Source organism: Pseudomonas rhizosphaerae, assembly GCF_000761155.1.
Taxonomy (GTDB): Bacteria; Pseudomonadota; Gammaproteobacteria; order Pseudomonadales; family Pseudomonadaceae; genus Aquipseudomonas; species Aquipseudomonas rhizosphaerae.
Genome location: NZ_CP009533.1, coordinates 3,304,737 through 3,329,847 on the forward strand (window position 1 = coordinate 3,304,737; position 25,111 = coordinate 3,329,847).

The 25,111-nt window shown below is 63.8% G+C and carries 24 protein-coding genes; 13 read left to right on the forward strand and 11 right to left on the reverse strand.

What is annotated here, in order from left to right; all coding sequences use genetic code 11:
- Window positions 1–11: 11 nt before the first annotated feature.
- Together thiS and LT40_RS14655 are read right to left on the reverse strand one after the other, a co-directional pair.
- Entirely contained in the window at window positions 12–227 is a 216-nt protein-coding gene (gene thiS, locus LT40_RS14650; RefSeq protein WP_324184387.1) for a sulfur carrier protein ThiS, read from the reverse strand.
- Between the two features lie 70 nt (window positions 228–297).
- Window positions 298–669: a DUF423 domain-containing protein gene (locus tag LT40_RS14655; protein ID WP_043191532.1), complete on the reverse strand. Its 372-nt coding sequence runs from the start codon at window positions 667–669 to the stop codon at window positions 298–300.
- A gap of 46 nt (window positions 670–715) precedes the next feature.
- Between LT40_RS14655 and mtgA the strand changes: the two genes are divergently transcribed.
- On the forward strand, window positions 716–1,471 hold the full coding sequence (gene mtgA, locus LT40_RS14660) for a monofunctional biosynthetic peptidoglycan transglycosylase (RefSeq protein ID WP_043191533.1): 756 nt from the start codon (window positions 716–718) through the stop codon (window positions 1,469–1,471).
- Between the two features lie 79 nt (window positions 1,472–1,550).
- Here mtgA and rpoH read toward each other — a convergent pair whose 3' ends face one another.
- The 4 genes from rpoH to ftsY all read right to left on the reverse strand — a co-directional run bounded on the left by rpoH (window position 1,551) and on the right by ftsY (window position 5,719).
- Window positions 1,551–2,405, reverse strand: coding sequence for an RNA polymerase sigma factor RpoH (rpoH, locus tag LT40_RS14665; RefSeq protein ID WP_043191535.1), 855 nt, complete (start codon window positions 2,403–2,405; stop codon window positions 1,551–1,553).
- A 154-nt stretch (window positions 2,406–2,559) separates the two neighbouring features.
- Window positions 2,560–3,591: a permease-like cell division protein FtsX gene (gene ftsX / locus LT40_RS14670; protein WP_043191539.1), complete on the reverse strand. Its 1,032-nt coding sequence runs from the start codon at window positions 3,589–3,591 to the stop codon at window positions 2,560–2,562.
- Window positions 3,588–4,259 (reverse strand): cell division ATP-binding protein FtsE, encoded by a 672-nt coding sequence (gene ftsE, locus LT40_RS14675; RefSeq protein ID WP_043191541.1) that lies wholly within the window; start codon window positions 4,257–4,259, stop codon window positions 3,588–3,590. Before ftsE ends, ftsX begins: the two co-directional genes overlap by 4 nt.
- On the reverse strand, window positions 4,256–5,719 hold the full coding sequence (gene ftsY / locus LT40_RS14680) for a signal recognition particle-docking protein FtsY (protein ID WP_043191544.1): 1,464 nt from the start codon (window positions 5,717–5,719) through the stop codon (window positions 4,256–4,258). Before ftsY ends, ftsE begins: the two co-directional genes overlap by 4 nt.
- 232 nt (window positions 5,720–5,951) lie before the next feature.
- Between ftsY and LT40_RS14685 the strand changes: the two genes are divergently transcribed.
- From LT40_RS14685 to LT40_RS14700, 4 genes are read left to right on the forward strand one after another with little or no spacing between them, the layout of a single operon-like run.
- Entirely contained in the window at window positions 5,952–7,307 is a 1,356-nt protein-coding gene (locus tag LT40_RS14685) for a M16 family metallopeptidase (protein ID WP_043191547.1), read from the forward strand.
- Complete coding sequence (locus LT40_RS14690; protein WP_043191549.1) at window positions 7,300–8,775, forward strand: M16 family metallopeptidase; 1,476 nt, start codon at window positions 7,300–7,302, stop codon at window positions 8,773–8,775. Before LT40_RS14685 ends, LT40_RS14690 begins: the two co-directional genes overlap by 8 nt.
- On the forward strand, window positions 8,775–9,362 hold the full coding sequence (gene rsmD, locus LT40_RS14695; RefSeq protein WP_043191552.1) for a 16S rRNA (guanine(966)-N(2))-methyltransferase RsmD: 588 nt from the start codon (window positions 8,775–8,777) through the stop codon (window positions 9,360–9,362). Before LT40_RS14690 ends, rsmD begins: the two co-directional genes overlap by 1 nt.
- Window positions 9,363–9,386: 24 nt before the next feature.
- Entirely contained in the window at window positions 9,387–10,418 is a 1,032-nt protein-coding gene (locus tag LT40_RS14700; protein ID WP_052393440.1) for a hydrolase, read from the forward strand.
- Here the strand turns inward: LT40_RS14700 and LT40_RS14705 are convergent.
- Window positions 10,381–11,235 (reverse strand): sulfurtransferase, encoded by an 855-nt coding sequence (locus LT40_RS14705; protein WP_043191555.1) that lies wholly within the window; start codon window positions 11,233–11,235, stop codon window positions 10,381–10,383. The two genes, LT40_RS14700 and LT40_RS14705, sit on opposite strands and share 38 nt — an antisense overlap.
- A gap of 282 nt (window positions 11,236–11,517) precedes the next feature.
- Between LT40_RS14705 and coaD the strand changes: the two genes are divergently transcribed.
- Together coaD and LT40_RS14715 are read left to right on the forward strand one after the other, a co-directional pair.
- Entirely contained in the window at window positions 11,518–12,000 is a 483-nt protein-coding gene (coaD, locus tag LT40_RS14710) for a pantetheine-phosphate adenylyltransferase (RefSeq protein ID WP_043191558.1), read from the forward strand.
- Window positions 12,001–12,101: 101 nt separating this feature from the next.
- Complete coding sequence (locus LT40_RS14715; protein WP_043191560.1) at window positions 12,102–12,353, forward strand: YfhL family 4Fe-4S dicluster ferredoxin; 252 nt, start codon at window positions 12,102–12,104, stop codon at window positions 12,351–12,353.
- A 25-nt stretch (window positions 12,354–12,378) separates the two neighbouring features.
- Here the strand turns inward: LT40_RS14715 and LT40_RS14720 are convergent, their stop codons facing one another.
- Complete coding sequence (locus LT40_RS14720; RefSeq protein WP_043191562.1) at window positions 12,379–12,723, reverse strand: hypothetical protein; 345 nt, start codon at window positions 12,721–12,723, stop codon at window positions 12,379–12,381.
- Window positions 12,724–12,860: 137 nt separating this feature from the next.
- Window positions 12,861–13,673, reverse strand: a complete 813-nt coding sequence (gene mutM, locus LT40_RS14725) for a bifunctional DNA-formamidopyrimidine glycosylase/DNA-(apurinic or apyrimidinic site) lyase (protein ID WP_043191564.1) — start codon at window positions 13,671–13,673, stop codon at window positions 12,861–12,863.
- A gap of 187 nt (window positions 13,674–13,860) precedes the next feature.
- On the opposite strand from mutM, the gene LT40_RS14730 reads away from it, so the two are divergent.
- The 3 genes from LT40_RS14730 to LT40_RS14740 all read left to right on the forward strand — a co-directional run bounded on the left by LT40_RS14730 (window position 13,861) and on the right by LT40_RS14740 (window position 18,904).
- The gene (locus tag LT40_RS14730; protein ID WP_043191566.1) at window positions 13,861–15,057 is read left to right on the forward strand and encodes a class I SAM-dependent rRNA methyltransferase; all 1,197 of its coding nucleotides are present in this window, start codon (window positions 13,861–13,863) and stop codon (window positions 15,055–15,057) included.
- 409 nt (window positions 15,058–15,466) lie between these two features.
- Complete coding sequence (gene ilvD / locus LT40_RS14735) at window positions 15,467–17,308, forward strand: dihydroxy-acid dehydratase (RefSeq protein ID WP_043191569.1); 1,842 nt, start codon at window positions 15,467–15,469, stop codon at window positions 17,306–17,308.
- Between the two features lie 204 nt (window positions 17,309–17,512).
- Window positions 17,513–18,904 carry an L-cystine transporter gene (locus LT40_RS14740; RefSeq protein ID WP_043191571.1) on the forward strand — a complete coding sequence of 464 codons (1,392 nt, stop codon included), beginning with the start codon at window positions 17,513–17,515 and terminating at the stop codon, window positions 18,902–18,904.
- A gap of 58 nt (window positions 18,905–18,962) precedes the next feature.
- Here LT40_RS14740 and LT40_RS14745 read toward each other — a convergent pair whose 3' ends face one another.
- Window positions 18,963–19,475, reverse strand: a complete 513-nt coding sequence (locus tag LT40_RS14745; RefSeq protein WP_043191574.1) for a dihydrofolate reductase — start codon at window positions 19,473–19,475, stop codon at window positions 18,963–18,965.
- A 65-nt stretch (window positions 19,476–19,540) separates the two neighbouring features.
- Here LT40_RS14745 and LT40_RS14750 point away from each other — a divergent pair, with 65 nt between their 5' ends.
- Window positions 19,541–20,920 (forward strand): DUF2868 domain-containing protein, encoded by a 1,380-nt coding sequence (locus LT40_RS14750; RefSeq protein ID WP_043191577.1) that lies wholly within the window; start codon window positions 19,541–19,543, stop codon window positions 20,918–20,920.
- Window positions 20,913–22,271, forward strand: coding sequence for a DUF3482 domain-containing protein (locus LT40_RS14755; RefSeq protein WP_043191579.1), 1,359 nt, complete (start codon window positions 20,913–20,915; stop codon window positions 22,269–22,271). The genes LT40_RS14750 and LT40_RS14755 overlap by 8 nt, the downstream gene beginning before the upstream one ends.
- Before the next feature lie 8 nt (window positions 22,272–22,279).
- Here the strand turns inward: LT40_RS14755 and LT40_RS14760 are convergent, their stop codons facing one another.
- On the reverse strand, window positions 22,280–24,574 hold the full coding sequence (locus tag LT40_RS14760; RefSeq protein ID WP_052393441.1) for a heavy metal translocating P-type ATPase: 2,295 nt from the start codon (window positions 24,572–24,574) through the stop codon (window positions 22,280–22,282).
- Window positions 24,575–24,658: 84 nt separating this feature from the next.
- On the opposite strand from LT40_RS14760, the gene cadR reads away from it, so the two are divergent.
- Entirely contained in the window at window positions 24,659–25,108 is a 450-nt protein-coding gene (gene cadR, locus LT40_RS14765) for a Cd(II)/Pb(II)-responsive transcriptional regulator (protein ID WP_043193727.1), read from the forward strand.
- Window positions 25,109–25,111 lie beyond the last annotated feature (3 nt).

Sequence of the window (25,111 nt, forward strand, 5' to 3'; positions counted from 1 at the left end):
CGGCGGCTCGATCAGCCGCCGCCGATGGCGTGAACCACCTCGATCTGATCACCTTCGCCCAGTACGGTGTCGACGTGCTGGCTGCGCGGGACGATGTCCTGGTTCAGCTCGACGGCAACGCGGCGCCCGACCAGCTCGAGGCGCACAAGCAGCCCGGCAACGGTCTCGCCGTCGGGAAGTTCGAAAGGATCGCCGTTCAGTTGAATGCGCATGCGGTCGGCAGCCATCATTTTTTGGGGGTCGTTATTCTAGCCCGATCGCCGAGGATTCCCAAGGCCAAGCCGACCACGCGCGCGATCAGCCCAGGCGCCAGGCCATAAGGCCCAGGCACAGCCACCCGGCTAGCAACGCCAGACCACCGAACGGGGTGACGATACCCAGCTTGCTGACACCGGTCAGGGTCAACAGGTACAGGCTGCCCGAGAACAGGACGATGCCCAGGCAGAACAGCGCGCCCGCCCACCCCACCAGACGCCCCGGCACGTGGACGCTGAGCAACGCCACCCCGAACAACGCAAGGGTGTGGATAAGTTGGTAGCTGACGCCGGTCTGGAAAATGGCCAGGTAATCGGCGCTCAGTCGGTTCTTCAAGCCGTGGGCGGCGAAGGCGCCAAGCGCCACACCGGTGAAGCCGAAGAAAGCAGCCAGCATCAGGAACGTACGCAGCATCCAGGTTTGTCCTCATAAAGCCGTGTTGCACCGCAGGGTCTGTATAATGGCCCGCTCACCCGGCCAGGCCAAGCCCTTCATGCTGCAATCCTTCTTCCGCCGTCTGTGCAAGACACTGCTCTGGTTCGTCGCTGCCAGCGTGGCGCTGGTGGTGATCTTTCGCTTCATTCCGCCGCCGGGCACCATGCTCATGGCCGAGCGCAAAATCGAATCCTGGGTCGATGGCCAGCCCATCGATCTGCAACGGGACTGGCAATCCTGGGCGAACATTTCCGACGATCTGAAGGTGGCGGTCATCGCCGGTGAAGATCAACGCTTTGCCGAGCACTGGGGCTTCGACATCGCCGCCATCCGCGCAGCGTTCGCGCACAACGAGGAAGGCGGTTCGTTGCGCGGCGCCAGCACCCTGAGCCAGCAAGTGGCGAAGAACGTTTTCCTCTGGTCCGGCCGCAGCTGGTTGCGCAAGGGCCTGGAAGCCTGGTTCACCGGGTTGATCGAGATATTCTGGTCCAAGCAGCGCATTCTCGAGGTCTACCTCAACAGCGCGGAATGGGACGACGGCGTGTTCGGCGCCGAAGCGGCGGCGCGGCATCATTTCGGCATCGGTTCAGCCCAGCTGTCTCGGCAACAGGCAAGCCTGCTGGCCGCCGTGCTGCCCAACCCGCGCAACTGGAGCGCCAGTCGGCCCAGCGCCTACGTAGCCCGCCGCGCTGGCTGGATCCGCCAACAGATGGGCCAGCTGGGCGGCCACGACTACCTCCTGCGCCTAGACCTGCCACGCCCCGCGCCCTGGGCCGATTAGGCCGCGAACACGCCCTACCAGACAACAAAAAGCCCCGAACCAGTCGGGGCTTTTCCATTTCACGCATCGACGCCTCACATCAAGCCGCGATGGAAACCTTCAGCTTGTTCATCGCGCTCTTTTCCAACTGACGAATACGCTCGGCCGACACGTTGTACTTCTCGGCCAACTCGTGCAGCGTCGCTTTTTCCTCGGCCAGCCAGCGCTGATAAAGGATGTCGCGGCTGCGATCGTCCAGCACCTGCAAGGCTTCGTGCAGGTTGGTGTTGGAATTGTCGCTCCAGTCGGCGTCTTCGAGCTGACGTGCCGGATCGTAGCGATGGTCTTCCAGGTAGTTGGCCGGCGACTGGAACGCGCTGTCATCGTCCGCTTCGGCAGCCGGATCGAACGCCATGTCGTGGCCGGTCAATCGGCTCTCCATTTCGCGTACTTCACGTGGCTCCACGCCCAAGCTTTCGGCTACGCGGTGGACTTCTTCGTTGTTCAGCCAGGCCAGACGCTTCTTCTGGCTGCGCAGGTTGAAGAACAGCTTGCGCTGCGCCTTGGTGGTCGCCACTTTGACGATACGCCAGTTGCGCAGGATGAACTCATGGATCTCAGCCTTGATCCAGTGCACGGCGAACGACACCAGGCGTACACCCATTTCCGGGTTGAAACGCTTCACGGCCTTCATCAGGCCGACGTTGCCTTCCTGGATAAGGTCGGCTTGAGCCAGGCCGTAGCCCGAATAGCTGCGTGCGATGTGCACGACAAAACGCAGGTGAGCGAGCACCATCTGCCGAGCCGCTCCAAGATCCTGCTCATAGTAGAGACTCTCGGCCAGTTCACGCTCCTGCTCGGGCGTCAGCAACGGAATGCTGTTCACCGTATGCACGTAGGCTTCCAGGTTTGCACCCGGGACCAGCGCATAAGCAGGTTGCAAAGAAGTGGTCATACGAAAAAACCTCCGACTCACATGACTCGTGCCCGCAGGCACTGCGAAAAATAGACCGGGAACCAGTTGACAAGTTCCTTGTGACGCTTTAGCGGTCGATGATAATAAAGTTAACTTAACAGCACGATTGAACAGTGCATCTATGTACCACAGCTTAACGCGGCGCCAGTTCGCGCAGGTGCCGCCAGACTGCAATCCACGCACCGATATACCCTAACAATACCGCGCCTAGCAAGAGCGACAATCCGTCGGCCGCAGGCACCCCGCCCAAGGCGAAGTCACTGCCGTACAGACCGGACAACCCGGTCACCGCATCGTTGAGCCAATCCAGGCCGAAAGCCAGGATGCCCCAGGCGAAGAGCCCTGCGCCGAAACCGTACAATGCGCCCATGTACAAGAACGGCCGACGCACGTAACTGTCCGTGCCCCCGACCAATTTGATGACCTCGATTTCGATGCGTCGGTTCTCGATGTGCAGACGAATGGTGTTGCCAATCACCAGCAACAACGCCGAAACCAGCAGCAGGGTCAGGCCGAACACGAACCGGTCACCCAGCTTGAGAATCGCCGCGAGCCGCTCCACCCACACCAGGTCCAGTTGCGCCTGCTGCACCTTCGGCAGCTCGGCCAATTGCTGGCGCAGGGTTTCCAGCGCGGCCTTGTCGACTTCCAGCGGCGTGACCACTACCACGCCAGGCAGCGGGTTCTCGGGCAGCTCCTTGAGCGCCTCGCCCAGCCCCGACTGCTGCTGGAACTCGCCCAGCGCCTGCTCGCGGCTTACGAACTCGGCTTGGGCCACGCCCGACAGCCCCTTGATCTGCGTGACCAGGGCCTGGCCCTCGCGCTCACCGGCGTCGAGTTCCAAGTACAGCGAAATCTGCGCCGCGCGCTGCCAGGAACCGCCCAGGCGCTCGACGTTCTTGAGCAGCAGGGACAGGCCCATGGGCAGACTCAAGGCTACGGCCATGACCAGGCAGGTGAAGAAACTGCCGATCGGTTGCTTGCCCAGGCGGCGCAGGCTGTCGACCCAGCTGGCCCGATGGCTTTCGATCCAGGCGCGCAGCAGGCTGCTGAAGTCTGGCCCGTCATCGTCATCATTCCGACGTTTCTTGGGCTTCTGCGGTTGGGGCTCGCTACCCCTGGGGGCTACCCGGTCCGCGACCTTGGGACTGCGTGTCGCACTCATTGTCCTGCCTCTCCGTCACCGATCAGGCGCCCGCGCTGCAGCGTCAGCATGCGATGGCGCATGCGCGCGATCAGCGCCAGATCGTGGCTGGCAATCAGCACACTGGTGCCTAGCCGGTTGATGTCTTCGAAGACCCCCATGATCTCGGCTGCCAGGCGCGGGTCGAGGTTGCCGGTGGGTTCATCGGCGAGCAGCAAGGCTGGCTGATGGACGATGGCCCGCGCAATGCCCACACGCTGTTGCTGGCCTGTGGACAGGTCGCCGGGGTACAGCTCGGCCTTGTCCGCCAGCGCCACTCGCTCGAGCGCCGAATCGACCTTCTTGGCGATTTCCGGCTTGCTCAAACCAAGAATCTGCAGCGGCAGAGCGATGTTGTTGAACACCGTGCGGTCGAACAGCAACTGGTGATTCTGGAACACCACGCCGATCTGTCGACGCAGGAACGGGATCTGGGCGTTGGTGATCTGCCCCAGGTCCTGGCCGGCCAGCAGCAGCTTGCCACTGGTGGGTCGTTCCATCGCCAGCAACAGGCGCAGCAGGGTACTTTTGCCCGCGCCGGAATGACCGGTAACGAACAGGAATTCGCCGCGCCGGACCCGAAAGCTCAGTTCATGCAGACCGACATGGCCGTTGGGGTAGCGCTTGGCGACCTGTTCGAATCGAATCATGAAGGCTCCCGCTCGGCGAACAATGCCTGGACGAAGGGTTCTGCTTCGAAGGTGCGCAGGTCGTCGATGCCTTCGCCCACGCCGATGTAGCGGATGGGCAGGCCGAACTGCTTGGCCAGGGCGAAGATCACCCCGCCCTTGGCGGTGCCGTCGAGCTTGGTCAGGGCCAGGCCGGTCAGGGCAACCGTCTGGTTGAACTGCTTGGCCTGGTTGATCGCGTTCTGCCCGGTACCGGCATCGAGCACCAGCAGCACTTCGTGCGGCGCCTGTTCGTCGAGCTTGCCCATCACGCGGCGGACTTTCTTCAGCTCTTCCATCAGGTTGTCTTTGGTGTGCAGACGGCCAGCAGTGTCGGCGATCAACACGTCGATGCCGCGCGACTTGGCGGCCTGCACGGCGTCGAAGATCACCGATGCGGAATCGGCACCGGTGTGCTGGGCGATCACCGGAATCTTGTTGCGCTCACCCCACACCTGCAATTGCTCGACCGCCGCGGCACGAAACGTGTCGCCCGCGGCCAGCATGACTTTCTTGCCTTCGAGCTGCAGTTTCTTGGCCAGCTTGCCGATGGTGGTGGTCTTGCCGGCGCCATTGACGCCTACCACCAGGATGACGAACGGCTGGTGCTCGGCCTTGATCACCAATGGCTGCTCGACCGGCCGCAACAGTGCCGTCAGCTCGCCCTGCAACGCCTTGTACAAGGCTGCGGCATCGGTGAGTTCCTTGCGCGCGACCTTGCGGGTCAGGCTCTGGATGATCACCGAAGTGGCCTCCACGCCAACGTCGGCGGTCAGCAGGCGGGTTTCCAACTCTTCGAGCAGGTCGTCATCGATGAGCTTGCTGCCCAGAAACAGGCTGGCCATGCCTTCGCCAAGGCTGGCGCTGGTCTTGGACAAGCCCTGCTTGAGCCGGGCGAAGAAACCGGCCTTGGCCGGTGCGGCCGCTTGCGGGGCAACGACGGCAGGTGGCATGGCTTGGGCAACAGGCGCTGGGACCGGAGCCGGTGTTACTGGCGTGGGCCGCGCGGCTGGCGCAATGGCAGCAGCAGGCGGCGGAACCGGCGCTGGAGCTGGAGCTGGAGCTGCAACAGGCTCGGCAACAGGCACGACCGCTGCTTCCGGCCGGGGAGCGATGGCCGGCGGTGCCTGCGGAGCATCGTCCTCGACCAGCGCCACGGGTTCCTCGGGTACTGGGAGTACCAAACCCTGCGCGGCAGGCGGCTCGGCAGGTGCGCGATCCACTTCGGCCTGCGGTGCCAGAACCGGCTCCGGCGCGAGCGCAACGGCGGTTTCCACCGAAGTCTGAACGGTCGCCTCGGCGTCGGTGACAGGATCCTGGGCGGCAGGGGTTGGTGGCTGTTCGGCGACAGGGGTCTGCGGCTTCTTGCGCAGCCATCCGAACAGGCCTTTCTTTTCACCGGCCGGGGCCGGGGTCTTTTTGTCGTCGTTGGAACCAAACATGGAAGACGGCTATCTCAAGGTAGCGACGCGCCAGGCGGCGAGTCGGAAAAAATTCGAAGACGCAACACAGACTGCTTTTACGCCGGCTCGTTCACGCGCAACATTTTGTCGAGTTGCCCCGGCAGGTTCATGCCAACCAGGCATGGCCCCCAGCGGACCGGATCAGTATCCTAGCACCTCCTCGCCCGTAGACGCTAAGGCCAAGCGGGTAGCTCTCAAGGTTCTAAATCCCATGAATGTCCTCGCCCGCCGCGCCGCAGGCCTGCTGCTCTGCACGCTCAGCCTGCCTCTGGCGGCTTTTGCCGCCGATACACAGCCCACGCACGAATTCACCCTGGACAACGGCCTCAAGGTCATCGTGCGCGAGGACCACCGCGCTCCGGTGGTGGTGTCCCAGATCTGGTACAAGGTCGGTTCCAGCTACGAAACACCCGGCCAGACCGGCCTGTCCCACGCGCTCGAACACATGATGTTCAAGGGCACCGACAAACTGGGCCCCGGTGAAGGCTCGCGCATCCTGCGCGACCTCGGCGCCGAGGAAAACGCCTTCACCAGCGACGACTACACCGCTTATTACGAAGTGCTGGCCAAGGATCGCCTGGCCGTGGCGTTCGATCTCGAAGCCGACCGCATGGCCAGCCTGAGCCTGCCCGCCGAAGAGTTCGCGCGTGAAATCGAAGTCATCAAGGAAGAGCGTCGCCTGCGCACCGACGACAAGCCCAGCGCCAAGGCCTACGAGATCTTCAAGGCCATGGCCTTCCCAGCCAGCGGCTACCACACGCCCACCATCGGCTGGATGGCCGACCTGAATCGCATGAAGGTCGAAGAGCTGCGCCATTGGTACCAGGCCTGGTACGTGCCCAACAACGCCACCCTGGTGGTGGTGGGCGACGTCAAGCCAGACGAGGTCAAGGCCCTGGCCCAACGTTTCTTCGGCCCCATTGCCCAGCGCCCCACGCCACCGGTGAAGATCCCGCTGGAACTGGCCAACCCCGGCCAGCGCCTGGCTACATTGCATGTACGCACCCAACTGCCGAGCCTGCTGTACGGCTTCAACGTCCCGGCTTTGGCCACGGCCGACAAGCCGCGTGATGTCCAGGCTTTGCGGTTGATCTCGGCACTGCTCGATGGTGGCTACAGCGCACGCATGGCTACCCGCCTGGAACGCGGCCAGGAGCTGATCTCCAGCGGCGGCGCCCAGTACGACGCCTTCACCCGCGGCGACAGCCTGTTCTTCATTTCCGCAACGCCAAACGCGCAGAAGAAAAAGACCCTGGCCGATGTCGAGAAAGGCATCTGGAAGCTGCTCGACGAACTCAAGACCACACCGCCCTCCGCCGAGGAGCTGGAGCGTGTGCGCGCCCAGGTGATCGCCGATCTGGTGTACAGCCGCGACTCCATCAGCAGCCAGGCCACCACCATCGGCATGCTGGAAACCGTGGGCCTGTCGTGGAAGCTCATGGACAGCGAACTCGAAGACCTCAAGAGCGTAACGCCACAGGACATCCAGAGCGCTGCACGCACCTATTTCACCCGCGATCGCTTGAGCATCGCCCACGTTCTGCCCGAGGAAGCCGCTCATGAGTGAGCCCATCACCCCCCGTCGCCTCCTGGCTGGCTCGACCCTTCTGGTGCTCGCCGGCTGGCTGGCTACCTTCAGCGCCCAGGCCGCAGACGCCGCCAGTGCCGGCCAACCCACTCGCGGCCTGCAATCGGTGAGCGAGCTGGGCAGCACTGCACCCAGCCATCGCCGCCTGAACATCCAGAACTGGACAACCGCCGAAGGCGCCAAGGTGTTGTTCGTCGAAGCTCACGAATTGCCGATGTTCGATCTGCGCCTGACTTTCGCCGCTGGCAGCAGCCAGGATCAGAACCACCCTGGCATCGCCCTGCTGACCAACGCCATGCTCAACGAAGGCGTGGCCGGCAAGGACGTCAGCGCCATCGCCCAAGGCTTCGAGGGCCTGGGCGCGGACTTCTCCAACGGTGCCTATCGCGACATGGCCGTGGCCTCGCTGCGCAGCCTCAGTGATACCGACAAGCGCACGCCGGCCCTGAAACTGTTTGCCGATGTCGTCGGCAAGCCGACGTTCCCGGCCGATGCCCTGGTACGTATCAAGAACCAACTGCTTGCCAGCTTCGAATTCCAGAAGCAGAACCCCGCCAAGCTGGCCAGCAACGAGCTGTTCACACGGCTGTATGGCAGCCATCCGTACGCGCATCCCAGCGAAGGCGACGCCAAGAGCCTGCCGGGCCTGAGCATCGAGCAACTGCGCGCTTTCCATAAACGTGCCTATGCCGCTGGCAACGCAGTTATCGCCATCGTCGGCGACCTGTCGCGAAGCGAGGCCGAACAGATCGCCGCCCAGGTCTCCGGCGCCCTGCCCAAGGGTCCTGCCCTGGCCAAGCCAGCGCAGCCCGCGGCGCCCGAGGCCGGTGTGACTCACATCGACTTCCCGTCCAAGCAGACGCAGATGTTCATCGCGCAACTGGGTATCGACCGCAAGGATCCGGATTTCGCCGCGCTGTCCATGGGCAACCAGATCCTTGGAGGTGGCGCATTCGGTACGCGGCTGATGAGCGAAGTCCGCGAAAAACGCGGCCTGACCTACGGCGTCTACTCGGCGTTCACCCCGATGCAGGTCCGCGGACCGTTCATGATCAACCTGCAGACCCGCGCCGAGCTCGGCGACGGTACCTTGAAGCTGGTGCAGGACATCCTGCGCGACTACCTCAAGACCGGCCCTACTCAGGAAGAACTGGACAACGCCAAGCGTGAGCAGGCCGGCAGCTTCCCGCTGTCCAATGCCAGCAACGCGAGCATCGTTGCGCAATTGGGTGCCACCGGTTTCTACGACATGCCGCTGACCTGGATGGAAGACTTCCTGCAGCAGTCACAGGCCCTGACCGTGGAACAGGTGAAAACCGCGATGAACAAACACCTGGATGCCGATAAACTGGTGATCGTCACGGCTGGCCCCAAGGTTGCGCAGCAACCCTTGCCGGCCCCAACGGACAAACCCTCCGAGCAACCGCTCGGCGTACCGGAGCACTGATGGCCAGCGTCAAACCCAAGCAACCCCACGGTGGCCAAGGCCACCTGCGCATCATCGGTGGCCAATGGCGCAGCCGCAAACTGAGCTTCCCGGAAGCACCAGGCCTGCGCCCTACCCCTGATCGGGTACGCGAAACGCTGTTCAACTGGCTGGCCGCGCATATCGAGGGTGCCAAGGTGCTGGATGCCTTCAGCGGCAGCGGTGCCCTGTACCTCGAAGCGCTGTCGCGTGGCGCCAGCATGGCACTGGCACTGGATGCCAATGCCGCCGCCATTTCCAGCCTTCGGCACAATCTGGATCTGCTCAACTGCGCGACGGGCCAACTGCTGCAAAGCGATGCGCTGAAGTACCTGGACACCCAGACACCCAGCCCATTCGACCTGGTGTTCCTTGATCCACCCTTCCATCAGAACCTGCTGCCTGCAACCTGCACGCTGCTGGAAGATAAAGGCTGGCTGGCCGAGCGTGCCTGGATCTACACCGAGAGCGAGACACCGCCTTCGGCGTTGCAGATGCCGGCCGCGTGGCGCCTGCACCGCGAGAAGAAAGCCGGGCAGGTCTACTACTCCCTGTGGCAGCGCGGCTGACACGGGCTTGCCAGGGTATTCACGTTGAACGCTGTGCATCCTTCCTTCCGCCCGGCTCTGGGGCTGGGCAATCCCCACCTGCAAACGCTGTGGGGGCCGTTGTGGCGCAAGCAGCCAGCGCTACCGCGCGAGCGTGAACGCCTATGGCTTGCGGACGGTGATTTCGTCGACCTCGACTGGCACGGCCCCCACACACCCCACGCCCCGTTGGTGGTGGTATTGCACGGGCTGACCGGATCATCCAACTCGCCCTACGTCGCCGGCCTGCAAAGGCAATTGGGCGAGTACGGGTGTGCAAGCGTGGCGGTCAACTGGCGCGGCTGTTCCGGCGAGCCCAACCTGCTCGCGCAAAGCTACCATTCGGGCGCCAGCGAAGACCTCCAGCACGTACTCGACCACCTGGGCGCACAGAGGCCCCAGGCGCCGCTGTTCGCCGTAGGCTACTCACTGGGCGGCAACATTCTGCTCAAGCATCTGGGTGAAAGCGGCGCGAGCAGCCCTTTGCAGGCAGCCGTGGCGGTATCGGTGCCGTTTCGCCTGGACCAGTGCGCCGACCGCATGACCCAAGGTTTTTCCAAGGTGTACCAAGCCCATTTCATGCGCGCCATGCTCGGTTATTTGACCGACAAGCGCAGTCGCTTCCAGCATGAAGGGCAGCACGAAGGGCTGGCGGCGCTGGAAGCACTGGGCTCGCTGCAGGGCATCAAGACCTTTTGGGACTTCGACGGCCAGGTCACCGCGCCACTGCACGGCTTCAAGGATGCCCAGGACTACTACCGCCGTTCTTCGAGTCGGTACTACCTGGGTGGCGTTGCCAAACCCACGCTGATCATCCAGGCGCAGGATGATCCGTTCGTGTTTCCCCACAGCCTGCCGACTGCCGACGAGATGTCGCCTTGCATCGAATTCGAGCTGCATGCCCGGGGCGGCCATGTCGGCTTCGTCGATGGCAACCTGCGCCAGCCGAGCTACTACCTCGAACGGCGCATACCGCAGTGGCTGAACCAGTGGATCGACTTCACGCCCCCTTCTGCACAGGTCGCTGCGGATCGGTGATCCAGTCGCTCCAGGAGCCTGGGTACAGCGTTGCCAGCGGGTAGCCAGCCAAGGCCATGGCGAACAGGTTATGGCACGCAGTGACACCCGAGCCGCAGTAAGCGACCGCCTGCTCCACAGGCCGGCCGTGGAACTGAGCGTCAAAGCGTGCGCGCAATTGTTCCGCCGGCAGGAAGCGCCCATCGGGCCCAAGATTCTCGGTGAAGGCCGCGCACTGCGCCCCTGGAATATGCCCGGCGACAGGGTCGATGGGTTCGACTTCGCCAAGAAACCTCGGCAGCGCGCGTGCATCCAGCAGGGTCAACTGCGGATCGTGCAGGCGAGCCTGCAAATGAGCCGCATCGACCACACGCGTGTCATCGGGTGTGCCGACGAAATCGCCAGGTTCGGCAGACGCCGCATCCAGGCTCAAGGGCAGCCCGGCGGCGTGCCAGGCTGCCAGGCCGCCGTCGAGCAGAAACACGCCATCGCGCTTACCCAGCCAGGCCAGCAGCCACCACGCACGTGCCGCATAAGCACCTGGCCCGTCGTCATAGAGAACGATCTGGCTGTCCGCAGCGATGCCCCAACGCTGTAGCCTCTCCTGCAACTGTGCAGGCTCGGGCAGCGGATGGCGGCCGGTCACGCCCTTGATCACAGGGGCACTGAGGTCGCGGCCCAGGTCGGCAAAATGGGCGCCGGCGATATGGCCTTCGGCATAGCTGCGCTGACCATAGTCGGCGTCTTCAAGGCTGTAGCGGCAGTCCAGCAGGACCCATCCGGGGGCATCGATGTGTTCGGCGAGCGCTTGCGGGCTGATCAGTTGCGCGAGGGGCATGAAGGACTCCAGCGGTGGATGAATGATGGACCTGCCTGCCACTGGAACAGCGCGGGCAGAATCCATCGCGGCATGAATCACTGTAATGGATCACTGTAGCAGTCGGCACGCCAGGTCACGCAGCGCACCGGGTCTGTCCGCCATCCTACAGCGGGCGCTCGCGCACCGCGACAGCGTGCCACAGGCGATCCTGCTTGCATTGCGCCCGCGATGCAGACTTGGCCGACTTCTCTGGCTGCGATACCATCGCACTCCCCAACCGATTCCCGCCAGGACGCCGTGATGAACCGAGTGTTGTACCCAGGTACCTTCGACCCTATCACCAAGGGTCATGGTGATCTGGTCGAACGCGCCTCGCGCCTGTTCGATCACGTGATCATCGCGGTCGCCGCGAGTCCCAAGAAGAATCCCCTGTTCGCGCTCGAGCAACGTGTGGAGTTGGCCCGCGAAGTGACGCGGCACCTGCCCAATGTCGAAGTCGTCGGGTTCTCGACGCTGCTCGCGCATTTCGCCAAGGAGCAGAACGCCAACGTGCTGCTGCGTGGCCTGCGGGCAGTGTCCGATTTCGAATACGAGTTCCAGCTGGCCAACATGAACCGGCAACTGGCGCCGGATGTGGAAAGCCTGTTTCTCACGCCTTCGGAGCGCTATTCCTTCATCTCGTCGACCCTGGTACGAGAAATCGCGGCCCTGGGCGGAGACATCACCAAATTCGTCCACCCCGCCGTGGCCGAAGCCCTGACCCTGCGCTTCAGCAAGAAGTAGGCAACCAGCACTGCGCCCGCGTGCACTGCGGGCGCTAATGCGGCACAATTGCGGCCATTGCTTTTCACATGCCTGGGCCGCAGTCTCGGGCCGGAGTTTTCATGTCCCTGATCATCACCGACGATTGCATCAATTGCGACGTCTGCGAACCCGAGTGCCCGAACGCTGCCATTTCCCAGGGGGAAGAGATCTATGTGATCGATCCCAACCTGTGTACCCAGTGCGTAGGCCATTACGACGAGCCACAGTGTCAGCAGGTCTGCCCGGTGGATTGCATACCCCTGGACGAAGCGCATCCTGAATCCCAGGAACAGCTGATGGCCAAGTACAAGCAGATCACCGGCAAGCACTGATTCCAGTGCTTGCCTGCCACCTGGCTCAGTCGCGGTTGTTGTAGCCGCTCTGGGTACAGCCCAGGCACCGTACGAACGCCGCCTTGCCCGGATCGACCACCAAGGCCTTGCCACTGGCGCCGACGTTCCCGCCAGCCGCGGTGAACGGCAGCGCGATCACGAACAGACCTGCGCCCACGATGGTGGCGGCGACCAGCAATGGCCGTGCAATCAGCAAGTCGCCGATCATGGCGTAGGCCGGCGGGTTCTGGATCTGGTAGGTCGGGTCACCGCTGTTTGCGCTCATGCTCGAGTCGGCAGCGGTGGCCGGCACGGCGTGCAGGCCGAAACTGACGACCAGCGCCAGCGACAGGGTTCGAAACGGGTTCATGGCACAATCCTTCTGCTCACGTGGGCGACTGCGATTTGCGATGCGGTAATTACGGCTGGATTAACTATATCAGCTGCTCGGGGTTGTGCAGGGCAGGCACAGGCAGCTTGTTCCGACCTGCCGAGTCGGCAATACCCTCATTTTTGGCAGCGTGGGCAATACACGCTCGCACGCTGACCCAGCTTGACCTCGCGCAGGGTGGTGCCGCACACCTTGCACAACTGTCCGCCGCGACCATAGGCGAACAACTCCTGCTGGAAGTAGCCGGGCTGGCCATCGCCACCGATGAAGTCACGCAATGTGGTGCCCCCGCGCTCGATCGCATAGGTCAGGATGCGCTTGATCTCGACCGCCAGACGCAGGTAGCGAGCACGGGATATGCCCCCCGCCGCGCGGCGCGGATCGATGCCGGCCGCGAACAGCGCTTCGGTCGCGTAGATATTGCCAACACCCACCACCACGGCGTTGTCCATGATGAACGGCTTGACCGCCATGCTGCGCCCACGCGACAGCTGGAACAGCCTTTCGCCATCGAACAGTTCGGTCAACGGCTCGGGGCCCAGGCGCAGGAGCAGTTCGTGGTTCAGCGGATCCTGGCTCCAGAGCATGGCGCCGAAACGCCGGGGATCGGTATAGCGCAAGGCCATACCCGATTCCAGTTCGATATCGACGTGTTCGTGCTTGAGCGCCGGCAAACCGGCTTCGACCAGGCGCAGGTTGCCCGACATACCGAGATGGCTGATCAAGGTGCCCACTTCGGCGTTGATCAGCAGGTACTTGGCCCGTCGCTCGACCGCCACGATCCGCTGCCCGGACAGGCGCGCATCCAGGTCTTCGGGAATCGGCCAGCGCAGGCGGCGGTCGCGCACGATGACGCGGCTCACACGCTGCCCTTCCAGGTGCGGGGCGATGCCCCGACGGGTGGTTTCTACTTCGGGTAATTCAGGCATGGGGCTCCTGATGGGAAACGCGGATCGATAGGCAAGCGTGCCTCAGGCTCGACGCCTCGGACAGCGCGGATTCTAACCGCTGGGGCCCTGTAGCGCCCACCGTGCCTGCGGGTCATTTGTCGATTGGTCCATTCGGTGCCGGGGGCAAAGGGGTATACTCCCGCTCTTTTTTCCCCGGAGCGACTTCATGTCCCTGCCCAGCCTTCGCCTCAAAGCCAACGCCGACCGCCGCCTGCGCGCCGGCCACCTGTGGGTCTACAGCAACGAGATCGACGTGGCCGCGACCCCACTGACCGGTTTCCAGGCGGGCGACCAGGCCATTCTCGAAGCGGCGGGCGGCAAGCCTCTGGGCATCGTCGCACTGAGCCCGAACAACCTGATCTGCGCCCGCCTGCTGTCGCGCGACGTCAAACTGAGCCTGGACAAGTCGTTGCTGGTGCATCGCCTCAACGTCTGCCTGTCGTTGCGCGAGCGGCTGTTCGACAAGCCGTTCTATCGCCTGGTGTACGGTGATTCCGACCTGCTGCCGGGCCTGGTCGTGGATCGCTTCGGCGACATTCTGGTGGTGCAGCTCGCTTCGGCCACCATGGAACGCTACAAGGCCGATGTCATGGCCGCGCTGATCCAGGTGATCAAACCCAGCGGTATCCTGTTCAAGAACGACTCCGCCGCCCGCGATGCCGAAGGCCTGGAGCGCTACGTGGAAAGCGCGTTCGGCGTGGTCCCGGAGTGGGTCGCTTTGGAAGAGAACGGCGTGAAGTTCGAAGCCCCCGTGATGGAAGGCCAGAAGACCGGCTGGTTCTACGACCACCGCATGAACCGCGCGCGCCTGGCGCCGTACGTCAAGGGCAAGCGTGTGCTCGACCTGTTCAGCTACATCGGCGGCTGGGGCGTGCAGGCCGGCGCATTCGGCGCCAGCGAAGTGTTCTGCGTCGACGCTTCGGGCTTCGCCCTCGATGGCGTTGAGCGCAATGCCGCGCTCAATGGCTTCGCCGAGAAAGTCACCTGTGTGGAAGGCGATGTGTTCGAAGCCTTGAAAGAGCTGAAGGCCGCCGAAGAACGCTTCGACGTGATCGTCGCCGACCCACCCGCGTTCATCAAGCGCAAGAAGGACCTGAAGAACGGCGAAGGCGCCTACCGCCGCCTCAACGAGCAAGCCATGCGCCTGCTCAGCAAGGACGGCATCCTGGTCAGCGCCTCGTGCTCCATGCACCTGCCCGAGGACGACCTGCAGAACATCCTGCTGACCAGCGCCCGCCACCTGGACCGTAACATCCAACTGCTGGAACGCGGCGGCCAAGGTCCGGACCATCCGGTGCATCCAGCGATTCCGGAAACGCGGTACATCAAAAGCATCACGTGCCGGTTGTTGCCCAACAGCTGATGCAGCGGGGCGTTTGACGCGGCTCGCGCCGCTGCTACAGGGAATTGTGTCGCCCGTGGGAGCGGTCATCGGCCGCGAAAAGGACGACGCGCACTGGCTGATGCACCGCGGCGCCTGGTTCGCGGCCACGAATCGCTCCTACGGAGAATCAAGAGGGCCTGGCCGCATCAGGCCCTACTGCCGATTACTTGCCCTGCCCCACGTTCCATCCTTCCCCCATGGGTGTAGAATCGCCCTACTCTTCGCCAATCATCCCCCGGCGGGTTTATGAGCTCTGGCCGAACGCGTGGCGATCCCGCAGCGTTACCGGCCTCATCCGCAAGCACGGCAACACACCGACCGAGCGTGCCGCGGACCAGGAAAAGCTCACTCCCTCACTGAAACCCGATTAGCCGCCCGGAGTCGTTCCATGCCTGACTATCGCTCGAAAACATCCACCCACGGCCGCAACATGGCCGGTGCCCGCGCGCTGTGGCGTGCCACTGGCATGAAGGATGACGATTTCAAGAAGCCGATCATCGCCATTGCCAACTCGTTCACCCAGTTCGTGCCGGGGCATGTGCACCTCAAGGACCTGGGTCAGCTGGTTGCACGCGAGATCGAGCGCGCTGGCGGCGTGGCCAAGGAATTCAACACGATTGCGGTGGACGACGGCATCGCCATGGGCCATGACGGGATGCTGTATTCCCTGCCCAGCCGCGAGATCATCGCCGACTCGGTCGAGTACATGGTCAACGCCCACTGCGCCGACGCCATCGTGTGCATCTCCAACTGCGACAAGATCACCCCGGGCATGCTGATGGCCGCCTTGCGCCTGAACGTGCCGGTGATCTTCGTTTCCGGCGGGCCGATGGAAGCGGGCAAGACCAAGCTGGCCAGCCACGGCCTGGACCTGGTCGACGCCATGGTCATCGCTGCCGACCCCACCGCCTCGGATGAAAAAGTCGCCGAATACGAGCGCAGCGCCTGCCCGACCTGTGGTTCGTGCTCCGGCATGTTCACCGCCAACTCGATGAACTGCCTGGTGGAAGCGCTGGGCCTGGCCTTGCCAGGCAATGGCTCGACTCTGGCAACCCACAGCGACCGCGAGCAGCTGTTCCTGCAGGCGGGCCGCACCATCGTCGAGCTGTGCAAGCGCTACTACGGCGAGAACGACGAGTCGGTCCTGCCGCGCAGCATCGCCAACTTCAAGGCGTTCGAAAACGCCATGATGCTGGACATCGCCATGGGCGGGTCGACCAACACCATCCTGCACCTGTTGGCTGCGGCCCAGGAAGCCGAGATCGAGTTCGACCTGCGCGACATCGATCGCCTGTCGCGCACGGTGCCGCAGCTGTGCAAGGTGGCGCCGAACATCCAGAAGTACCACATGGAAGACGTGCACCGCGCTGGTGGCATCTTCAGCATCCTCGGCTCGCTGGCCCGTGGCGGCCTGCTGCACACCGACCTGCCGACCGTGCACAGCCGCAGCATGGCCGAAGCCATCGCCAAGTGGGACATCACCCAGACCACCGACGAAGCGGTGCATCACTTCTTCAAGGCGGGCCCAGCGGGCATCCCGACGCAAACTGCGTTCAGCCAGTCGACGCGCTGGGACACCCTGGACGACGACCGCGAGAACGGCTGCATTCGCAGCTTCGAGCACGCCTACTCCCAAGAAGGCGGCCTGGCTGTGCTCTACGGCAACATCGCGATGGATGGCTGCGTGGTGAAAACCGCCGGCGTGGATGAGTCGATCCATGTGTTCGAAGGCAATGCCAAGATCTTCGAAAGCCAGGACAGCGCAGTGCGGGGCATCCTTGCCGACGAAGTGCAGGCCGGTGACATCGTGATCATCCGCTACGAAGGCCCAAAAGGCGGTCCGGGGATGCAGGAAATGCTGTACCCGACGTCCTATCTGAAGTCCAAGGGCCTGGGCAAAGCCTGCGCATTGCTGACAGACGGTCGTTTCTCGGGCGGTACGTCGGGCCTGTCCATTGGCCACGCTTCACCTGAGGCGGCAGCCGGTGGCGCGATTGGCCTGGTGCAGGATGGCGACAAGGTATTGATCGACATCCCCAATCGCTCGATCAACCTGCTGGTGGACGATGCCGAACTGGCAGCCCGTCGCGCCGAGCAGGACAAGAAGGGCTGGAAGCCGGTCGAGGTGCGTCCACGCAAGGTGACCACCGCGCTCAAGGCCTATGCACTGTTGGCCACCAGCGCCGACAAAGGTGCCGTACGTAACAAGGCGATGCTCGACGGGCTGTAAGCACACTGTCGTTTCTGGGTTCTGAGTGGGTCTTCACAGCGTCAGCGTAAAAAACCACTCAGGGCCTTGGACACACGCCAAGGGTTTATTCCACAAACGCCTAAGCATCTTCCATTCCGGTATTAATAGCCTTTCGATTCAAGGTGTTAGCATCCGCGATTGACCAGCGCCCGGAGAGGCGCAGTCGTTCATTCTGGAGCTGACATGAATCTGCCTCTGCTGTTGAACCTGCTGATCTTCGCAGCGCTGCTGCTGGGTCTGGCACAAACCCGTCGTACCGATTGGAGCCTGGCGAAGAAGGTCCTGCTGGGCTTGGGCCTGGGCGTGCTGTTCGGTATTGGCCTGCACACCGTCTACGGCGCCGGGCACCCTGTGCTCAAGAGCACCATCGGCTGGCTGGAGCTGGTCGGCAACGGCTATGTGCAATTGCTGCAGATGATCGTCATGCCGTTGATCTTCGCGTCGATCCTCAGCGCCGTGGCCCGTCTGCACAACGCCTCCTCGCTGGGCAAGATCAGCTTCCTGACCATCGGCACGCTGCTGTTCACCACCGCCATCGCGGCGCTGATCGGTATCGGCCTGACCAACTTGTTTGGCCTGACCGCCGAGGGCTTGGTGGCCGGCACTCAAGAGGCCGCGCGTCTGGCGACGATCCAGAGTGACTACGCCGGCAAGGTCGCCGACCTCAACGTGCCGCAACTGCTGCTGTCGTTCATTCCGCAGAATCCCTTCGCCGACCTGGCGCGAGCCAAGCCTACCTCGATCATCAGCGTGGTGATCTTCGCTGCGTTTCTGGGGATGGCGGCGTTGCAACTGCTCAAGGACGATACGGACAAGGGCACAAAAGTGCTCGCCGCGATCGACGTGCTGCAAGCTTGGGTGATGCGCCTGGTACGTCTGGTGATGAAGCTGACGCCTTACGGCGTGTTGGCGCTGATGGCCAAGGTGGTCGCCAGTTCCAACGTGCAGGACATCGTCAAGCTGGGCAGCTTCGTGGTGGTGTCGTACATCGGCCTGGCGCTGATGTTCGCGGTGCACGGGCTGCTGCTGAGCATGGCTGGGGTCAACCCGCTGCGCTTCTTCCGCAAGGTCTGGCCGGTGCTGACTTTCGCCTTCACCAGCCGCTCCAGCGCGGCGACCATTCCACTGAGCATCGAAGCGCAAACCCGCCGCCTGGGCGTGCCGCAGGCAATCGCCAGCTTCGCGGCATCCTTCGGCGCGACGATCGGCCAGAACGGCTGCGCCGGTCTCTATCCAGCCATGCTGGCGGTGATGGTCGCGCCCACGGTAGGCATCAATCCACTGGATCCGCTGTGGATCGCCACGTTGGTGGGCATCGTCACCCTGAGTTCGGCCGGTGTGGCCGGGGTCGGCGGCGGCGCGACGTTCGCTGCGTTGATCGTGCTGCCGGCCATGGGCTTGCCGGTCACGCTGGTGGCGCTGTTGATTTCCGTCGAACCGTTGATCGACATGGGCCGCACGGCTCTGAACGTCAGCGGTTCGATGGCGGCGGGCACTATCACCAGCCAGGTGATGGGTCAGACCGACAAGGCGCTGCTGGCGGCCGATGAGCACAAGGAACTGGCCTCGGCCTAACCGCTGTTGCCTGTTCGCGGGTGTCTTCTCGTAAAGGCAGCGCGAACAGGCAAGCCGATTACCTGCGCTCCCACACTTCGAACGCGTAGGCTGGTTTGTCGTCGACCGCTTCGTTCGCCACGCTCGACACTTGCTGCCACTGGTTCTCGTCGAACTCGGGAAACCAGGCGTCCCCGTCCGGTTGCAAGGCGACTCGTGTCAGGTACAGGCGGTCCGCCTGAGCGAGGCCCAGCTCGTACAGCTGAGCACCACCGATGAGCATTACCTCGTCCGCGCCCTGCTCGTGAGCCCAGGCTTCGGCCCGCTCGATGGCTGCGTCCAGCGAAGCGAACACTTCTGCACCCGGCAAGTCGAGATCCGGCTGGCGGCTGACCACCAGGTTGAGGCGGCCGGGAAGTGGTCGGCCCAGCGAATCCCAGGTCTTGCGACCCATGATGATCGGCTTGCCCAGGGTGGTCGCCTTGAAATACTTGAAATCACCCGGCAGGTGCCAGGGCATGCTGTTGTCGATGCCGATCACGCGGTTCTCGGCGAGCGCCGCGATCAGGCTTAAAGGGAGAGATGTCTTCATGGCCGGCAGAATAGCAGAGCCTCCTTGGGTTATGCTCATGGCGAATCCGCCGCCTGGAAAAACGCGTGAGCGCACCCACACCCCTGCACACACTCTGGCTCAGTGAAGCCATCCGCCTGCGCGAAGAACAGGCAGGCCCCCTGGAAGATCTGGAAGCCAACCGTCGAGCGCGGCAACACGGTGGCGACCTGGCCGCACGCATCGAACATCGCGCCTTGATACTGGCCGACCGCGATGGCCAGCGCGAGGCCCTGCGCCACTGGTTGCAGGGCGCACGGCTGGCGATACTGCTGCTGGCTGTGCTAGCCGTGTTCAGCGGCGCAGGTTTGGCTTTTGCGGCGCTGGGCGATGGCCAGCAGCCGGTCAACGTGTTCTGGGCGCTGGGCAGCCTGCTGGGACTCAATATCATTCTGCTGCTGAGCTGGTTACTGGGGCTGGTCGCCGCCGGTGGCCACGGCGCGGTGTTGGGGCGTCTGTGGTTGTGGCTCAGCGAGAAACTGGCGCGTGATGCGCAAGCCGTTCATCTCGCACCGGCGCTGGTGCTATTGCTGCAACGTCGGCGCCTCAACCGCTGGGCCCTGGGCACGCTGGTGCATGGCTTGTGGCTGCTGGCCCTGCTCAGTGCGCTGGCCGTGCTGCTGTTGCTGCTAGCCACCCGTCGCTACGGCTTCGTCTGGGAGACCACCATTCTTGGCGCGGACACCTTCATCAGCCTGACCCAGACCCTGGGTGCCCTGCCTGCGCTGCTGGGTTTCAGCGTGCCGGACATCGACATGATCCGCGCCAGTGGCGATCAGGCGACCAACGTCGAAGGGGCACGCCAGGCCTGGGCCGGTTGGCTGGTGGGCGTGCTGCTGGTCTACGGGATCGGCCCGCGCCTGCTGCTCGCCGCGTTCTGCCAGTGGCGCTGGCGCCTGGGCCGAGCGCGCCTGACATTGGACACCACCCTGCCCGGCTACAGCCAACTGCGCGAACGGCTGATGCCCAGCAGTGAGCGCTTGGGCGTGCGCGACGAGGCGCCCGACGCCCTGCCGCAGGTGACGACGGCGCCAGCCAGCGAGCCGAGCGATGGCGCGGTGCTGGTAGGTCTGGAGCTGGACGGCCAACACCCGTGGCCGCCCACCCTGGCCAGCGGCATTCAGGACGCTGGCGTGCTCGACAGCCGCGAGTCGCGTCAGCGGCTGCTGGAACAGATGACCCGCTTCCCTCCTGCACGGCTGGTGATTGCCTGCGACCCGCGGCGCTCGCCCGATCGTGGCAGCCTCGGCCTGATCGCCGAGCTGGCCCGTTGCGCCACGGTCACCCGCGTGTGGCTGTTGCCCGCACCGCCCGGCCAGGTGCTCGACCCACAACGACTCGGCGATTGGCGAACCAGCTTGGCTGCACTGGGCCTGGCCATTGATGAATCGACACCGCTGTACTGGCTGGAGACCGGCGATGAGTAAGCCCCTGACGCTGGCCGTGGTCGGTCACACCAATGTCGGCAAGACCTCCCTGCTGCGCACGCTGACCCGCGACGTAGGCTTCGGCGAAGTGTCGCACCGGCCCAGCACCACGCGTCATGTGGAAGGCGCACGCCTTTCGGTCGATGGCGACGCCCTGCTGGAGCTCTACGACACCCCCGGCCTGGAAGATGCCATCGCCTTGCTGGATTTCCTCGAACGCCTGGACCGCCCCGGCGAGCGGCTCGACGGTCCGGCGCGGGTCGAGCGGTTTCTGCAGGGCAGCGAGGCACGCCAACGTTTCGAGCAGGAGGCCAAGGTGCTGCGCCAGTTGTTGGCCAGCGATGCCGGCCTGTATGTGATCGACGCGCGCGAGCCGGTGCTGGCCAAGTACCGAGATGAACTGGAAGTGCTGGCCAGCTGCGGGAAACCATTGCTGCCGGTGCTCAACTTCGTCAGCAGCAGCCAGCAACGCGAGGGGGATTGGCGTGAGGCGCTGGCCCGCCTCGGTCTGCACGCCTTGGTTCGCTTCGACAGTGTGGCGCCGCCCGAGGATGGCGAGCGACGGCTGTATGAAAGCCTGGCGTTGCTGCTTGAACATTCACGCCCAGCATTGCAACGACTGATCGAGGATCAACAAGCGCAACGGCTGGCGCGCCAGGGCAGCGCGCGGCGGTTGATCGCCGAACTGTTGATCGACTGCGCGGCCTGTCGCCGCAGTGTAACCAGCGAAGCGGCCGCAGGCGCCATCGAAGAGCTTCGTCAGGCGGTACGCAAACGTGAGCAGCGCTGCGTGGAAGCCTTGCTCAAGCTGTATGCCTTCCGCAGCCAGGATGCGTCGGCCGGTGACTTGCCACTGTCGGATGGGCGCTGGGGCGACGACCTGTTCAATCCCGATACCCTCAAGCAATTGGGCGTGAAGGTCGGCGGCGGCATTGCGGCCGGCGCTGCGGCGGGCGCTGGAGTCGATCTGCTGGTGGGCGGCTTGACCCTGGGCATGGCGGCCATCGCCGGCGCCATTGCCGGCGGCGCCCTGCAGACCGCCCGTGGCTATGGCGCGCGCCTGTTGGGCAAGTTCAAGGGCGAGCGCGAGTTGACCGTGGACGACAACGTGCTGCGACTGCTGGCCTTGCGTCAGCAGCAACTGGTAAAAGCGCTCGATGCCCGTGGCCATGCCGCCATGGGCACCATCGAAGTGGCGGCGCCACAGGAACAGGCCTGGCGCGAAGGCAAGCTGCCCGAAGCCCTGAACAAGGCCCGAGCCTACCCGCAATGGTCCTCGCTCAACGGCCATAAACACCTGGCCCAGCGCGAGCGCGAAGAACAGATCGAGGCCTTGGCCCAGCAGCTCTGACGCCACAGTTACTTGCGCAGCAACCGCAGCCCGTTGAACACCACCAGCAGGCTCACACCCATGTCGGCAAACACCGCCATCCACAGCGTCGCCATACCGGCCACGGTCATCAGGAGGAACACTGCCTTGATCGCCAGGGCCAGCACGATGTTCTGCAACAGCACCGAGCGAGTCTGCCTCGACAGGCGAATGAATGCGGGAATCTTGCGTAGATCATCGTCCATCAAAGCAACATCGGCGGTTTCGATAGCGGTGTCGGTCCCCGCCGCCGCCATGGCGAAGCCAATTTCCGCCCGTGCCAGTGCTGGCGCGTCATTGATCCCGTCGCCCACCATGCCGACCCGGTGACCTTGAGCATACAGCTGCTCTACAGCCTTGAGCTTATCGGCAGGCAACAGATCGCCAATGGCCTGATCGATGCCCACTTGAGCAGCGATTGCCTTGGCGGTATGCGGGTTGTCCCCGGTGAGCATCACCGTCTTGATGCCCAGCGCATGCAACTGGGCAATGGCCTCGCGGCTGGTCTGCTTCACCGTATCGGCTACCGCGAACAACGCTACCGGCCCCTGCGGGCCCAACAACACCACGACCGATTTACCTTCACGCTCCAGCTGATCGAGTTGCGCTTCCAGCGCCGGGGAGCACTGTCCCAGCTCTTCCACCAGCCGATGGTTGCCCAGGTGATAGGTCTGCCCTTCCACCTGGCCCTTGATGCCTCGCCCAAGCAGGGCCTCGAAGTTGTCCAAGGTCAGGGCCGCCCCATTGGCGTCAGCAGCAATGGCTCGCGACACAGGATGGTCCGAACGCGCCGCCAACGCCTGGGCAATCGCCTGCGCCCGGCCTTCGAAAGCAGGATCGAGCAGCGCATAGTCGGTCTGCACCGGCTTGCCATGGGTCAGCGTGCCGGTCTTGTCCAGCGCCAGATAATCCAGCTTGTGGCCACCTTCCAGGTACACGCCGCCCTTGACCAGAATGCCTTTGCGCGCAGCAGCGGCCAGCGCGCTGACGATCGTGACGGGCGTGGAGATCACCAGCGCACACGGACAGGCAACCACCAGCAGCACCAGCGCGCGGTAGATCCAGTCGAACCACGCGCCCAACCCCACCAGCGGCGGCACCACCGCGATCAGTAGGGCCAAGGCAAACACCACGGGCGTATAGATCCGAGAAAAGTTATCCACAAAGCGCTGCGTAGGCGCACGCGCACCTTGAGCCTGCTCGACCGCATGGATGATGCGCGCCAGTGTCGATTGGCCGGCGGCGGCCGTGACCCGGTATTCCAGCGAGCCGGCCTGATTGATGGTCCCGGCGAACACCTTGTCGCCCACATCCTTCTCGACCGGCAGGCTTTCCCCGGTGATGGGCGCCTGATCAATGCTGGATTGACCGGAAATCACTTCGCCATCCAGACCGACGCGTTCCCCCGGACGCACCCGCACGATGGCCTGCAGTGCGACGGTCTTGACGTCCTGTTCCAACCATTGGCCATCGGCCTGGCGCACGGTGGCCGTGTCCGGCGTGAGGCGCATCAGACCGCCAATCGCATTACGGGCCCGATCCAGGGATTTGGCCTCGATCAACTCGGCCACGGTGAACAGGAACATCACCATCGCCGCTTCCGGCCATTGGCCGATCAGCACCGCGCCGGTCACGGCAATGCTCATCAAGGCATTGATGTTGAGGTTGCCGTTTTTCAGAGCGATCCAGCCCTTGCTGTACGTAGTCAGGCCACAACTGGCGATCGACACAAGGGCCAGCAGTGCCACGACCCAGGTCGGCGCCGCCTGGGTGAAGTGGACCACTTCGGCCGCCACTGCCGTCACGCCCGAGAGCGCCAACGGCCACCACGGCTTGCGTGGTGTTGGCAGGTCGTTGCTGGCAGGTTCGTCGCCGGTGATAGGTTCGGCGTGCATGCCCAGTGACTTGATGGCGCTCTCGATTGCCTGGGTATCGGGCAGCGAATGGCGTACGCCGAGCACCCGATTGATCAGGTTGAAATCCAGCTGTTGCACGCCGGCCAGCTTGGCCAGTTTGTTCTGGATCAGCGTCTGCTCGGTCGGACAATCCATCGCCTCGATGCGGAACTCGCTCAACCGGGCATCCTGGCTATCGCCGGGCGCCAGCTGGACGGTCGACGGTTTGGCCGCCTTGCCAGAACAGCAGTGGCCCGACGCCGCAGGGCTGGGCTCGTGCTCGTGCTCGTGCTGGTGCTGGTGCTTGTGCTCGTGCTCGTGCTCGTGCTCGTGCTCGTGCTCGTGCTCGTGCTTATGATCGTGGACATGGCCGGAAGTGGGGTGGCTCATTGGTCGCAATTCCCTGAAGTGCAGGTTGCCAAGTGAACACCCTGTAGCCACTATAGGGTCAAGCATCTTCCAGGGGTTATGAGCATGAAAATCGGCGAACTGGCGAAAATCACCGACTGCCAGGTCGAAACCATCCGCTATTACGAACGTGAAAGCCTGTTGCCGCCCCCTGCTCGCAGCGACGGCAACTATCGCCTCTACACCCAGGCTCACGTCGAACGGCTGACGTTCATCCGCAACTGTCGCATCCTGGACATGACCCTCGACGAGATCCGCAACCTGTTGACCCTGCGCGACAGCCCCCAGGACCAGTGCCAGAGCGTCAACGACCTGATCGATGAACACATCCATCACGTCAAGGCGCGGATAGACGGCCTGGTGGCGTTGCAGGAGCAGCTCGTTGCCCTGCGCCAAAAATGCCATGGCGGTACCGCCGAAGAGCACTGCGCGATTCTCCAGCGCCTGGAAATCAGCGGCGCCGTCACCGTCCCCGATGCTGAGCACTCACATGTAGGCCGCAGTCACGGGCATTGAAAA

Bases quoted from the DNA above. Each gene is read 5' to 3' on its own strand.
- LT40_RS14655 (WP_043191532.1), bottom strand. From the start codon at position 669: ATGCTGCGTACGTTCCTGATGCTGGCTGCTTTCTTCGGCTTCACCGGT.
- LT40_RS14705 (WP_043191555.1), bottom strand. From the start codon at position 11,235: ATGCCCCTCGCGCAACTGATCAGCCCGCAAGCGCTCGCCGAACACATC.
- ftsY (WP_043191544.1), bottom strand. From the start codon at position 5,719: ATGTTTGGTTCCAACGACGACAAAAAGACCCCGGCCCCGGCCGGTGAA.
- mtgA (WP_043191533.1), top strand. From the start codon at position 716: ATGGCCCGCTCACCCGGCCAGGCCAAGCCCTTCATGCTGCAATCCTTC.
- LT40_RS14685 (WP_043191547.1), top strand. From the start codon at position 5,952: ATGAATGTCCTCGCCCGCCGCGCCGCAGGCCTGCTGCTCTGCACGCTC.
- LT40_RS14760 (WP_052393441.1), bottom strand. From the start codon at position 24,574: ATGAGCCACCCCACTTCCGGCCATGTCCACGATCATAAGCACGAGCAC.
- LT40_RS14720 (WP_043191562.1), bottom strand. From the start codon at position 12,723: ATGAACCCGTTTCGAACCCTGTCGCTGGCGCTGGTCGTCAGTTTCGGC.
- LT40_RS14745 (WP_043191574.1), bottom strand. From the start codon at position 19,475: ATGAAGACATCTCTCCCTTTAAGCCTGATCGCGGCGCTCGCCGAGAAC.
- cadR (WP_043193727.1), top strand. From the start codon at position 24,659: ATGAAAATCGGCGAACTGGCGAAAATCACCGACTGCCAGGTCGAAACC.
- ilvD (WP_043191569.1), top strand. From the start codon at position 15,467: ATGCCTGACTATCGCTCGAAAACATCCACCCACGGCCGCAACATGGCC.
- LT40_RS14715 (WP_043191560.1), top strand. From the start codon at position 12,102: ATGTCCCTGATCATCACCGACGATTGCATCAATTGCGACGTCTGCGAA.
- LT40_RS14740 (WP_043191571.1), top strand. From the start codon at position 17,513: ATGAATCTGCCTCTGCTGTTGAACCTGCTGATCTTCGCAGCGCTGCTG.
- LT40_RS14690 (WP_043191549.1), top strand. From the start codon at position 7,300: ATGAGTGAGCCCATCACCCCCCGTCGCCTCCTGGCTGGCTCGACCCTT.
- ftsE (WP_043191541.1), bottom strand. From the start codon at position 4,259: ATGATTCGATTCGAACAGGTCGCCAAGCGCTACCCCAACGGCCATGTC.
- thiS (WP_324184387.1), bottom strand. From the start codon at position 227: ATGGCTGCCGACCGCATGCGCATTCAACTGAACGGCGATCCTTTCGAA.
- coaD (WP_043191558.1), top strand. From the start codon at position 11,518: ATGAACCGAGTGTTGTACCCAGGTACCTTCGACCCTATCACCAAGGGT.
- LT40_RS14755 (WP_043191579.1), top strand. From the start codon at position 20,913: ATGAGTAAGCCCCTGACGCTGGCCGTGGTCGGTCACACCAATGTCGGC.
- ftsX (WP_043191539.1), bottom strand. From the start codon at position 3,591: ATGAGTGCGACACGCAGTCCCAAGGTCGCGGACCGGGTAGCCCCCAGG.
- LT40_RS14730 (WP_043191566.1), top strand. From the start codon at position 13,861: ATGTCCCTGCCCAGCCTTCGCCTCAAAGCCAACGCCGACCGCCGCCTG.
- mutM (WP_043191564.1), bottom strand. From the start codon at position 13,673: ATGCCTGAATTACCCGAAGTAGAAACCACCCGTCGGGGCATCGCCCCG.
- rsmD (WP_043191552.1), top strand. From the start codon at position 8,775: ATGGCCAGCGTCAAACCCAAGCAACCCCACGGTGGCCAAGGCCACCTG.
- rpoH (WP_043191535.1), bottom strand. From the start codon at position 2,405: ATGACCACTTCTTTGCAACCTGCTTATGCGCTGGTCCCGGGTGCAAAC.